Consider the following 12276-nt stretch of genomic DNA (forward strand, 5'->3'; position numbering starts at 1 on the left):
TTTTCCCCATGGCGCCGCGCGCTGGAAGCGTAACGCGCCACGCTCGCCGTCCAGCGCCGCGCGAACGCGTTGGCGGCCGGCTACCTGAAGGCGGTCAGCGAAGGTGTCGGCCGCAAAGGCCACGCCTCGGCCGCGAACTTCTCCGCCCTCGGCAAGGCCACCGAGGCGCTGACGCGCAGCGCGCAGGACGTCGTCACGCAGGCTGAGCAACTCGGCAAGCGCGACGCCGAACTGCAGGCGCAACCGGACGCCCTGCGCCGCGCGCACGGCAACGTCTCCGCCGGCACCTTCTACACGGCGCGCATCGCGGTCGCAGCGCCGCGTGGCGGCACGCTGCGCCTCAGCTAGACCGCCATCCTGCGTGCCGCACCGGCTTTCAGCCATGTCCCGGCGACCGGACAGGCAGACATCTATGCGTCATGAAGCGCACAGACAATCCATGCGGCATCGCCGCGTCCGGATGACGCGGCGGCCTGCGCCACCCGATCACGACAGAAGGGAAACACCATGGATCGCCGCCGGTTCCTCCAGTGGGGAAGCTTCCTCACAGTCTCCGTCGCCACCACCGGCCTTGCCGGCTGCGGTAGCGATGACGCGCCAGCCACTCCGGGCAGCCCGGCCGCGCCCGATGCCAAGACGGACGGCACCGCCCCTTTCGCCTTCGCGCAGGGCGTGGCATCCGGCGATCCGAAGCCGGACAGCATCGTGCTGTGGACCCGCGTCGGCGGCGCCGACGGCAAGCAGGCCGTGCCCGTGACCTTGCAGGTGTCCGCCACCGCCGACTTCGCCGCCCTGCTGGTCAATACGAAGCTGAGCGCCCTGCCCGACTGGGACTACACGGTGCGCAACAAGGTCACCGGGCTGGCCGCGGCCACCACCTACTATTACCGCTTCGTCGCCGGCAACGTCGCCAGCCCGGTCGGCCGCACGCGCACCGCGCCCGCACCCGGCACGCCGCTGGCGCAGCTCAAGTTCGCCTTCATCACCTGCCAGGACTGGAGCGTCAACCACTGGGCCGGCATGGAGGAACTGGCGGCACAGGACCTGGACTTCGTCATCCACCTGGGCGACTACATCTACGAAACGGTGGGCGCCACCTTCCAGACCGGCAAGGTCGAGTCGCGCCACGGCCAGCTCAAGCTGCCCGACGGCACCGCGCGCGCGGACGGCGCGCGCTATGCGACCACGGTCGGCGACTACCGCTACCTCTACCGCTCCTACCGCAGCGACGCACGCCTGCAGGCACTGCATGCGCGCTTCCCGGTGATCGCGATCTGGGACGACCACGAGTTCTCCGACGACTGCTGGCAGGACCACCAGGTCTACAGCGCGGACGACGACCAGACCCCGCGCACCGCGCGCCGGCGCGGCGCCAGCCAGGCCTGGTTCGAGTACATGCCGGCAGACGTCAGCATCGACCTCGCCAACCCGTCCTTCCGCAATATCCAGATCTATCGCGCCTTCACCTTCGGCCAGCTGGCCACGCTGGTGATGACCGACGAGCGCCTCTACCGCGCCGACCACGTGATCCCGGAGCAGGCCGCCGGCAGCGAGATCGGCAGCCGCTACTTCGTGCCCAAGGCCACGCTGTCCACGCTGGAGGCCAGGAAGATCAACGCCGCCGGCAATGCGCTGACGCCGGTGTCGCTGCTCGGCGACGCGCAGCGCGGCTGGTGGCAGGAACAGATGCGCGCTGCCGCCACCACCTGGAAGCTGTGGGGTAACGAGGTGTCGCTGCTGCGCATGCAGCTCGATGGCGTGCAGGCCGTGGCCGGCATGGTGGCCGCTGCGCTGGCCGGCGCCAACGCCGCGCTGGCGCCGCTGCAGCCGGCCATGACAGCGGCGCTGGCCGCCGACCTCGCGGCGGCCAAGGCGGACGGCAGCTATCCGCATCCCGCCTACGCCGCGCTCAAGGCCGTGCTGGCCGGCGCCGGCATCGACGGCGCCACCTTCGACGCGGCCCTGCGGGGACAGATCGACGCGCAGTTGCCGAACGCGGCGCTGCTCGACCAGTACCTCCTCAACGCCGACCAGTGGGATGGCTACAACGCCGAGCGCAAGTCGCTGATGGCCTTCCTGAAGGCGCAGGGCATCGCCAACGTGGTGGCGCTGACCGGCGACATCCACGCTATCTTCGCCGGCCCGGTGATGGACGACTACGATGCCGCCACGCCGGCACCGGTCATGGTCGACCTGGTCACCGCGGGGCTGTCGAGCAACTCCTTCCACAGCTACTTCAAGAGCGTGGTCGACAGCGACCCTGCCTTCTCCGCCGCCAGGGCCCTGGTCTACACCATGCAGAACGGCGCCATGGTCAACACCTTCAACAGCACCTTGAAGGCCTTCAACCCCTGGCTCAAGCTGGTCGATACCGATGCCCAGGGCTACGCCGTGGTCACCCTCACCACCACCAGGTTGAGCTGCACCTTCCACAAGCTCAAGCCACTGGTGGCGGGCAGCGCGCCGGCGCTGCCCGCCACCGCCAGCACATTGACGGTGGAGGTGCAAGCCGGCACAGCGGCGGTCAATGTCGTCTGACGAGCGGGGCAGCCGCTACGCTTGCCTGCACGCCCGCTCACGCTGCCGTTATTGCCTTGCCATCGGCATCCGATGGCAAGGATCCTCCATGAGTCCTAGAATGGAAAAACGACTCCACGAATTGCAGAGGAAGGAGTATTGCCAAGACAACATGGCCGACTGATGTTTCAACGAATCTATGAGTATCTCAAACAGCAATTTTCACGTCGTTTACGACGGCACACGTTGGGCGGTTGCCATTGAAGGCGAAGGCCGGGTGAGAGTGGGAGTCACTTATGCCCGCGCATTGGCCATTGCTACGTCACTGGCGACGCTAAGAGGTGCACTGCTCTATATACACAATGAAGACGGCACGGTGGCACAGAGGGTCAGCTTCTGCTGAACGCACCTGAACGCACCTGAAGGCACCTGAAGGCACCTGAGGGCAGCTGAAGGCACGACATCAGCGACCTGTCGCATCGCGCACGCGTGACTTGCCTTCACCCGCCGGCCGCAAGCCTCGTCACCGACTCCGGCACTGAGAAGAAAAGCCGCTCGCTGGCGGCCTTTCCGCTTTGAACGCGATGAGGATCTCGACCGCTATGCGGTTCTCGACACATCCCTCATGACGAGAGCGTTAACGAGGATCCTCAGCGCGTCGATATCCAATTCGCCGGATTGCATTGGCAGGCGGAAAAGCCGCAATCTCGGAAAGATGGTAGCCGCCACTTCATCGCACCGATCGAAAGTCTCGAACGGACCGAATTCCCACTTGACCGTGCCGAAGACTTCCACCAGGCGATTGCCACCAGTCAGCAGTGGATACGTTGCAATGAAATGCTCATGGAATTGTCTCATCGCTCCTCCTGATGCCTCGCATTCAAATTGCCCCCGTAGTTCATCTGCCGATTTCATCTTCAATCTTCATATTCCACCATAGCGATACCATCATCCGGAACCATTGAGCTTTACACCCTGTTGCACAGCCTGAAACTCGACTCGTTTCAATACTGCGCAAGAAAAAGAGTGCGCGATGCCCCGGCGCTATGGCCGGGCGCTCAACGCCGCAATGTCATCGCGGGCTTTCTTTTCGCCGTAACCCAGCGCTGCATCAGCGCTTCCGAAATAGTCGACGCCATCGATAAGATCGTATGAATGCACCTTAAGGAAATCCGCCCTGACCGGGTTGCCGTCGGTACGTGCGATGGAGTAGCGGACCACATAGCCCGATCGAAGGGGATCGTCGCCGTGGTCAGCCTCGATCGATACCTCATAGTCGCCAATCGTGATATGTCTCTGCATGTTCGCCTCCGCGTTGCGCGGCCTGGCACCTCGATCGCCAGCGAGCATTGCTTTCTCCGCCCGCGCGCAGGACGATGGCGCCGGGGACGATGAAAAGGATGGCGCGGTGCGATGTACCGCGGCTGCCCGCCTGGCAGTTGCAGAAAGCGAGCGGATTCCGCCACGGGCGCCCCGCGGGCTCCAAGGCGGGCCCGCCCGCGTCGGGTTCGGGGAAGGACGATCGGCAAAGCACGCGTGCCACCGGCGGGAACGGGAAGCGCTAGCCGGCGATGACGGCACGCCTCGCCAGTTCAAGCTCGGTCCGTTGATCGCCGACGCCGTAGATCACCAGAAGACCGGCTTGCTCCAAGGCCTTCTGCACACCGGCAGCTATCGCTTCCGCGCGTGACAGAAAGTAGAAGCGCTCACGTTCGAAGCTGTCGGATTGCACGGTCCATCGTCCGTCTTCAGCGAGCGTTACTCGAATAGTCGCGGTTGTCATGATCGCCTTCGATTTGGTGCCTGCGTATGTAATCTTTGTAGGCGAGCACGAATCGAAGCAGTATCAGACAATCTCCTACAGTGTTGCGTATGACCGCACAAGAGAAAAGACGGCAGGTCCGGTTGCCGTCTCGCTGACAGATGAGCCGATTCTCCGCACTTTTCGGTGCGTCCGCGTCCGGACCGGACCGGCTGGATCAGCGACCCGCGGAAATGCGGGCCGAGCGAAAAAATAACGAGCCCCCGGTCAGAGTTGGCCGGGGAACTCGATTCCCTGCCAAGTCCCCGTTCTTTCTCCCTCGTTACGCTCGGATTTTAGCCAATCCACCGAAGAAATGCGGGTTGTTCCCCTCGGCAAGGCTGTCCGGAATCCGCCCATTCCTTGCGGTCAGGGCCGGCAAGGAACGGCGGGGAGCCCGGCACCGCGGCACCGGACCATCAGGCAGCGAACGGCGTGATCGGTACGACCGGTACCGTCTCCAATCCTGCGGCACATGCTGGCGGCCGAAGTCCCGCAGAGGCGCAGGCCCGGCGCCGGTCGCTCACGCTTTCCACCCCGCTCTCCTGCACGGTGTCCAGGAAAGCCACCAGGTCTCGGTAGTAGTCGGCCTGCATGCGGGCATGCAAGAGGTGCTGCTCGGCTTGCAGCAACATCCGCCGCGCCTCCTGCAACTCCCTGGCCGCGGTCCTTTGCGGGCTCCTCGGCTTGAACCAGCTCGTCACCGAATCCATCGACATCCCCTCCTCGTTCCGCTTGCCCATGCAGCATCCCCGCGGACCGCACCCGGCGCGCGGCGTATGCCGCAGGCACGGCACAGCCTGCTTCAGGCCCGCACGTGCCCGCGGCTGGTCACTGCATGTGCTGGCCGCCGTTGATGGCGATGTTGGCACCGGTGACAAAGCCCGCTTCGCGTGAGCACAGGTACTGGACCAGTGCCGCGATCTCCTCCGGCTGCCCCAGCCGGCCGACCGGGATCTGGGGGATGATCCTGGTCTCCAGGATCTCCGCCGGTACCGCCGTGACCATCCTGGTAGCGATATAGCCCGGGGAAACCGTGTTGACGGTGACCCCGCGCTTGGCCACTTCGAGTGCCAGCGCCTTGGTGAAGCCGTGCATGCCCGCCTTGGCGGCCGCATAGTTGGCCTGGCCGAAGCCCCCCTTCGATCCGATGATGGAGGCGATATTGATGATGCGCCCCCAGCCACGCTCGACCATGCCGTCGCATACCTGCTTGGTCATATTGAAGAGCGAGTCGAGATCGGTACGCAGCACGGCATCCCAATCGATCTTGTTCAGCTTCTTGAAGCTGCTGTCGCGTGTGATACCGGCATTGTTGATCAGGATATCCACGCCCCCCACTTCGGCCCGGATCCTTGCCACGCACGCTTCGCAAGAAGCGTAATCGGCCACGTCCACGCCGTACGCGATGAAGTGCCGGCCGTCCTCGGCCATTCTCGCCAGCCAGGCACCCGCACCATCATTGCCTGGCGAGTGCGTGACCACCACGATGTAACCGGCATCCAGCAGCCTGACGCTGATGGCTTCGCCGATGCCTCCCATGCCACCTGTTACCAAGGCGATCTGCTTGCTCATGATCGGTTCTCTCTTGATCTGTTCCGATGGTTGCTGCGCTTGCGCTGCTTCTCCCGCAGACAGCGCGGCGGGCGCCAGGTCGAGCACCGGCGCCCGCAAGGCCGGCGTCGCCGCCGCGACGGCAACGGAGGCCCTTCCTGTCGGCCTCCCGTGGCGACCGCGCCTGTCGCAAGCCGTGTCAGCGCTTTGCCTCAGAACGCGCGGATTCTGCATTGGCCTTGCGCGCGGCGCTCGAGGCTGTCGCGGCCGCGTCGATCACCTGGTGCTCGGCCAGCTCGATGGCGTGCTGGGTGGCCTGCTGCATGGAGTCATAGAAGGCAGCCGTGGAGGCCAAGGTGGATTGCCAGGCGTTCCAAGTGCCATCGGTTCCGCTCGGCGCACCTTGGCTGGCCTTCTCCAGGGCCTGCTGCATGTTGCGCAGATTGGAATCGAACTGGGCTTGCGCGACCTTCTGGTATTCCGCACGGGTACCGGCGGCGATCTCGCACACACGTTGCACGTAGTTCCGCATTCTTTCCGTCGTGGGCTCGACCAGGCTCAGTTGCAGCGCGAAGAGTTCCGGTGCGTCCTTGACGGCGGAGGCCCTGAGCACATGCTTCTGGCTTTCCGACAGGCTTTCCCGGAACGTCTGCACGCCAAGCGCCGTGAGTTGCTGGCAGGCGTCCAGGGTCTTTGTGGTCAGGCCGAAGACGATATCGAAGCTGGCGGCTTGCATGGCCTTCAGCGGTTCCAGATTCAATGCTTGCATCATGCGCTCCTGTGTATGCTCCCGACGTACGGATGTGGCAGGGCCTCCTGCCGCTCTCGTGCCGGGATGCGTGGGGTGATCCGGGAAACTGCAGGGATGCCAGGTCATTCGCACGCGCCGCGCGCGGCTCCCGGCCAGGCCGGTCTGGCGCCGCCTTCTAGCCCGTTCTCGTGCCGGCTTCGTGCGGCTGCCTGGACGCCGGCGCTGACGCGCCTTGCCAGACCGGCTCGACGGTCGCCATCATCGGCAACGTCGATCGATTCAGCTCCGCGGCGACACCGAGCACCTGATCCTGGCAGACGTCGACGACGTCGATGACCAGGCTTTCCGCTCCGCGCACGGCATCCACATGAGCCGAAACGCCACCTATCTTGTCGGCATAGCGCGCCAGGCCCTGCCAGATGGCGACAACGTGCAGGGCGCCGCCCTTCGATTGCACGGTCAATCGTTGCGTGATGTTCATAAGGGCTCTGTGGAAGGATTGGGAGGGAGATTCAGCGTGTGATCCGCGCCCTCTCCACGGGAAGAACCAGCCTAATGAACTTTCGTGCAAAGAAACACCACGACCGCCTGTTCTGAATCGGCACCTTGCGGACACCCTTGGCTTGCTTGACTCAGCGGCCGCGAATCGCCAGACACAGACGAATAGCGAGCGCGACAGCCGCACCGGGGTGCTTCGCTGGTGACGTTCGGAGCCGCAACGGCCCCGCCGAAGTGGCGCCAGATCCGCACTGCAAGTCCTTCGGCGAGCGACCCGGCGCGGCTCGACTACTGCAGAGCTGTCCTAAAGTGTAGAATTTCGGACACTGAAGCGGATTCCGGATGGCACTCATGCGGTCGACGTTCATCTATTCGAATAGCGCACCGGACATGGATGCCATCGAGCACCAGTTGTCGGCAGCCGACCGCGCAGGCTATACCGTCGACCTGAGGCGTGCCTTCTGGGAGTGCGTGCCGCCCTTGGTAAGCGCGCTCGAACGCCCCCAGCTGCGCGCTCTCATGCAGCGCCTCGCCAACGGGGACGTGGTCGTGGCCATGCAGTTGTCCTGCCTCGGGCGCAGCGTCCAGGATGTGCTCGCGACCATCATGAGATTCCGCAAGCTCGGCGTCGGGCTGTACTGCGTGGAGCTGGGCCGCGCGGATCTGGCCCGCAGATCGCCCCCGATGGCCGTCACGCTGCTGCGCGCCATTGCCGCGATCGACGAGGCGACGCGCAGCGAGCGCATGCGCGCGAGCGCCGCCGAGGCCAAGGCCAACGGCAAGCAGCTGGGGCGGCGGCCCTCGCTCGGGAAGGCGGAGCGCAATGGGATCCTGCAGTCGCTGTCGGATGGAGCTTCGGTCAGCGAGGTGGCCCGGTCCTTCGGCACATCCCGGCAGACAGTGCTGCGCATCCGGACCGCCCATGCCGAACAGAACGGCCCGCTCAGCCCGTTGAAGCCGGCTGGCGGTGCGCCGCCCGACAACCTGGAAACCGAATCCCCGCCGCTCGCCGACAGGCCTGGGCGGGCATGACCGTCAACACTCTCCTTCCTAACGTCCCCATGGCTCCGTCCATTGCATCAGGGCTGTTCAGCAAGCTCAAGTTTCCGATCATCGGCCTCGGCGCTTCGGCGGGAGGCACCGAAGCCTTGCTCAGCTTCTTTGAAGAGATGCCTGCCGACAATGGCATGGCCTTTGTCATTGTCCTGCACCTCGCACCGGAGCAGTCCAGCCATCTTGCCGGCATCCTCCAGAACGTCACCGCGATGCCGGTGCAGCAGGTCACCACCACGACCGCGATCGAGAAGAACCACGTCTACGTCATCGCGCCGTCGTCCGACCTGCAGATGGTCGACGACTACCTGCAGGTCCGCAAGGCCGCGGCGCACGCCGGCCCGCAAGTCGCGATCGACCTGTTCTTCCGCACGCTCGCCGAATCGCAACGCGAGCGCGCCATCGGCATCATCCTGTCCGGCGTTGGCAGCGACGGCTCGGTGGGCCTGGCGCACGTCAAGGAAATGGGAGGCGTGACCCTGGCGCAGAGTCCGGACGATGCAAAGTTCGACGGCATGCCCAATAGTGCCATCGCGACAGGCAAGGTCGATATCGTGCTGCCCGCGGCGGAAATGCCGCAGCGCCTGATCGAGTTGCGCGACAACGCGCGCCTGATCCGGCTGCCGTCGGCGACCGAACTCGACCAGGAGAGCCAGTCGAGCGACACCCCTCTCGACCAGCAGGATGGAGAAAAAGCGCTGCAGGAAATCATGCTCATGCTGCGCACGCGCACCTCTCACGATTTCCGGCGCTACAAGCGGGCCACAGTCCTCAGGCGGCTCGAGCGGCGCCTGCAGGTCAACGGCATCCGCGACCTGGGCGCCTATCGCGAATTCCTGCAGCTGCATCCCGAGGAAACGCGCCTGCTGCTGGATGACATGCTGATCAGCGTCACGCACTTCTTCCGCGACAAAGACGCTTTCGAAGCCTTGCAGCGCGAGGTGATGCCGGCCCTGTTCGCCAATCGGGACGAAGACGGGGAACGCGTGCGCGTGTGGGCGCCCGGGGTTGCCACCGGGGAAGAGGCCTACTCGCTGGCCATGCTTCTGGAAGAGGCTTCCGGCTCGAGCCATGTCGTACCGCCGTTCCAGTTGTTTGCCACCGACATCGATGAAAAGGCGATCACCGCGGCACGGGCCGGGGTCTATCCGGAAACCATCGTCAGCGATGTCTCAGCGGAGCGGCTCCGGCAGTTCTTCACCAAGGACCAGTCGCACTTCCGCGTCAAGAAGAAGCTGCGCGAGCGCGTGCTGTTCGCCCTGCACAATGTGCTGAGCGATCCGCCATTCTCCCGGCTGGACCTGGTGTGCTGCCGCAACCTGATGATCTACCTCGACAGGGAGGCGCAGGCGGAAGTCCTGCGCACTTTCCACTTTTCGCTGCGTCCCGGCGGCTACCTGTTCCTCGGCAGTTCGGAGTCGGCCGATATCGCCTCCAAGTACTTCAGCGTCGTCGACAAGAAGCATCGAATCTACCGGGCCAGCACCGCGGCCCGCGTGGGCGGGGTATCGCCGGCGCTCGCGAGCGACATGCCCGGCCCGCGGCCGATTGCCGCTACCGTCGAGACCCCGGGCAAGCGCAAATCCTCGTATGGCGACCTGCATCAGCGCCTGCTCGAGCAGTTTGCGCCGCCCAGCGTGCTGATCAACCGCGATTCGGAGATCGTGCACCTGTCGGACCGGGCGGGCCGTTTCCTGCACTATGCCGGCGGCGAACCATCGCACAATGTCATCTCGGTGGTGCATCCGGCGCTGCGGCTTGAAATGCGTACGGCGATATTCCAGGCCCTGCAGGGCAACAGCAGCGTGGAATCGCGGCGCGTCCGCCTGGTGCGCGACGATCGCCCCTATTTCGTCAAGATGACGGTGCGCCCGGTGCATGACCCCGATGCATCCGATGACTTCCTGCTGGTGCTCTTCGACGAGGTCGAGGACACCATGGATGCGGAGAACAGCGCCCAGGGCGAAGGCAGCCGGGACCCCCTGGTGGCACAGCTCGAGCGCGAATTGCAGCGCACGCGCGACCAGCTGCAGGTGACCATCGAACAGTCGGAAACGTCCACGGAGGAGTTGACCGCATCGAACGAGGAGCTGCAGGCGATCAACGAAGAGTTGCGCTCGGCCACGGAAGAGCTCGAGACCAGCAAGGAGGAACTGCAGTCGATCAATGAGGAGCTGGTCACCGTCAATGCCGAACTGAAATCCAAGGTGGACGAGACCGCGAAGATCAACGACGACCTGCAGAACCTGATCACGGCCAACGACATCGGCACCATCTTCGTCGACCGGACCATGCGCATCAAGCGCTTCACCCCGCGCGCTGCCGACGTGTTCAGCATCATCCCGTCCGACGTCGGCCGCCCCCTCTTCGACATCACCCATCGGCTCGAATACGACGGACTCGCCGCCGATACGGCGGAGGCATTCGGTTCCCTGCGCCTGATCGAGCGCGAAGTGCGAAGCACGCATGGGCACTGGTATATCGCGCGCTTCATGCCATATCGGACCACGGAGGACCGCATCGACGGTGCAGTGCTGACCTTCATCGATATCACTGCGCGACGCGAAGCCGAGGAACGCCTGCACGAGGGCGAGCGGCGCATGCGCATCGTGGCGGAGAGCACGAAGGAGTACGCCATCATCACCATTGACGAGAGCGGGCTGGTGATGACCTGGAACACCGGCGCAGTGCGCATGTTCGGCTTCGAGGAAAGCGAGATCGTCGGGCAGCCGTTCGAACTGCTCTACCCGCCCGACGAGCGCGAGCACGGTGTGGCGGGCGAAGAACTGCGCAGGGCACGCGAGGAAGGACGTGTGGAGGAAGATCGATGGCACATACGGAAGGACGGCTCGCGCGTGTATTGCACCGGCGTCCTGATGCGTCTGAACGAGGATGGCCTGCGCGGCTTCGCCAAGATCGCCCGCGAGGTCAATGTCGACGAAGCCGAGCGCAAGCGCGACGAGTTCCTCGCGGCGGTATCGCACAAGCTCAAGAGCCCGCTCAACCTGATCTATGCCAACGCGGAATTGCTGGCACGCTCCCCCGAGGCACACCGGAGCCTGCAAGTGTCCCGTGCCGCCGACACGATCCGGCGCAGCGCCATCAGCCAGGCACGGCTGATTGATGACTTGCTGGATGTGTCGCGCCTGCGCACGGGGGAGTTGACCATCCACTACGCGGCGGTGGACTGGCGCGAGATCGTCGAGCGCATCTGCCTGGCCTTGGACGAGGAAGCGCGCAGCAAGGGCATCAAGCTCTCGCCGCACCTGCCGGAGAATCCGGTGATCATCCAGGCCGACCTGCCCCGCATGGAGCAAGTGGTATGGAACCTGGTCGCCAACGCGCTGCAGTCGCCGGGTGCCGGCCGGGTGAACGTTACGCTGGCGGACGATGGCGAAGCGGCGACGCTGCAGATCGAAGACGATGGCAGCGGCATCGAAGCGGAGCTGTTGCCGCACGTGTTCGACATGGTCGAACGCGGCCGCCCGTCGCTGGGCCGCGACGACAGGCTTGGGATCGGGCTCTACCTGGTCAAGGAACTGGTCGGCCTGCACGGCGGCTCGATCACGGTCGAATCCACCGGCATGGCATCCGGCGCCCGCTTTACGGTCGCCTTGCCATTGCGCCGCGACAATGCCAGGGAGACCGACGAGGGACGGTTCGAGGCCAAGCCATTGAAGGCAGTGCACGTCCTCATGGTGGATGAGGACACGTCGACCAACGATGCGTTCCAGGCGCTGCTCAGCACCGAAGGCGCACAGGTGACCTGCACGGACAGCAGCGAAGAGGCCATCCGGATAGTGGAAGACCAGGCCATCGATGTCGTGCTGTCCGGCTTGAACCTGGGCGGGCCGGAGCGCCTCGCTTTCCTTGCGGCCCTGCGCGCCAAGCCTGAGAACGCCCACCTGCCTGTCATCGCGCTCAGCGCCGTGGTGCAGCGCGGCGGCATGCAAGGCGCCATGCAGAATGGCTACTCCGCCTACCTGACCAAGCCGATCGTACTCGATGAACTGATGGCGGCAATCGCACGCGTACGCTCTCCCAGGGACGAATAGCCCTCCTTGATCGGGCCAAGGCGCGGTGGCAGCCGGGATGGCGGCCG

The 12276-nt window shown here is 65.0% G+C and carries 12 protein-coding genes; 5 read left to right on the forward strand and 7 right to left on the reverse strand.

Annotation, left to right across the window (positions count from 1 at the left end):
* The first annotated feature begins 69 nt into the window (after positions 1 to 69).
* From BKK80_RS30245 to BKK80_RS38045, 3 genes are all read left to right on the forward strand, one after another.
* On the forward strand, positions 70 to 348 hold the full coding sequence (locus tag BKK80_RS30245; protein ID WP_071072482.1) for a hypothetical protein: 279 nt from the start codon (positions 70 to 72) through the stop codon (positions 346 to 348).
* A gap of 159 nt (positions 349 to 507) precedes the next feature.
* Positions 508 to 2538: an alkaline phosphatase D family protein gene (locus BKK80_RS30250; protein ID WP_071072484.1), complete on the forward strand. Its 2031-nt coding sequence runs from the start codon at positions 508 to 510 to the stop codon at positions 2536 to 2538.
* A 178-nt stretch (positions 2539 to 2716) separates the two neighbouring features.
* Complete coding sequence (locus BKK80_RS38045) at positions 2717 to 2920, forward strand: DUF2188 domain-containing protein (protein ID WP_083384452.1); 204 nt, start codon at positions 2717 to 2719, stop codon at positions 2918 to 2920.
* A gap of 197 nt (positions 2921 to 3117) precedes the next feature.
* On the opposite strand, the gene BKK80_RS30255 is transcribed toward BKK80_RS38045, so the two are convergent.
* The 7 genes from BKK80_RS30255 to BKK80_RS30285 form a co-directional block, all read right to left on the reverse strand.
* Positions 3118 to 3432, reverse strand: coding sequence for a hypothetical protein (locus tag BKK80_RS30255; protein ID WP_156811449.1), 315 nt, complete (start codon positions 3430 to 3432; stop codon positions 3118 to 3120).
* A gap of 129 nt (positions 3433 to 3561) precedes the next feature.
* A complete protein-coding gene (locus tag BKK80_RS30260) occupies positions 3562 to 3867 on the reverse strand; it encodes a hypothetical protein (RefSeq protein WP_231908088.1) in 306 nt (101 codons plus the stop codon).
* A gap of 211 nt (positions 3868 to 4078) precedes the next feature.
* Positions 4079 to 4300 (reverse strand): DUF2188 domain-containing protein, encoded by a 222-nt coding sequence (locus BKK80_RS30265; protein ID WP_071018944.1) that lies wholly within the window; start codon positions 4298 to 4300, stop codon positions 4079 to 4081.
* Positions 4301 to 4737: 437 nt separating this feature from the next.
* Positions 4738 to 5061, reverse strand: a complete 324-nt coding sequence (locus tag BKK80_RS30270; RefSeq protein WP_232346416.1) for a hypothetical protein — start codon at positions 5059 to 5061, stop codon at positions 4738 to 4740.
* Between the two features lie 88 nt (positions 5062 to 5149).
* A complete protein-coding gene (gene phbB / locus BKK80_RS30275; protein WP_071022357.1) occupies positions 5150 to 5893 on the reverse strand; it encodes an acetoacetyl-CoA reductase in 744 nt (247 codons plus the stop codon).
* A 178-nt stretch (positions 5894 to 6071) separates the two neighbouring features.
* Entirely contained in the window at positions 6072 to 6644 is a 573-nt protein-coding gene (locus BKK80_RS30280) for a phasin family protein (RefSeq protein ID WP_157903370.1), read from the reverse strand.
* A gap of 154 nt (positions 6645 to 6798) precedes the next feature.
* A complete protein-coding gene (locus BKK80_RS30285) occupies positions 6799 to 7104 on the reverse strand; it encodes a hypothetical protein (RefSeq protein ID WP_071038656.1) in 306 nt (101 codons plus the stop codon).
* 368 nt (positions 7105 to 7472) lie between these two features.
* On the opposite strand from BKK80_RS30285, the gene BKK80_RS30290 reads away from it, so the two are divergent.
* Both BKK80_RS30290 and BKK80_RS30295 read left to right on the forward strand, forming a co-directional pair.
* Positions 7473 to 8153, forward strand: a complete 681-nt coding sequence (locus tag BKK80_RS30290; RefSeq protein WP_084545929.1) for a recombinase family protein — start codon at positions 7473 to 7475, stop codon at positions 8151 to 8153.
* A gap of 29 nt (positions 8154 to 8182) precedes the next feature.
* Positions 8183 to 12229 (forward strand): CheR family methyltransferase, encoded by a 4047-nt coding sequence (locus tag BKK80_RS30295; RefSeq protein ID WP_071072488.1) that lies wholly within the window; start codon positions 8183 to 8185, stop codon positions 12227 to 12229.
* Positions 12230 to 12276: the final 47 nt, after the last annotated feature.

Source organism: Cupriavidus malaysiensis, from assembly GCF_001854325.1.
GTDB classification, from domain to species: Bacteria; Pseudomonadota; Gammaproteobacteria; order Burkholderiales; family Burkholderiaceae; genus Cupriavidus; species Cupriavidus malaysiensis.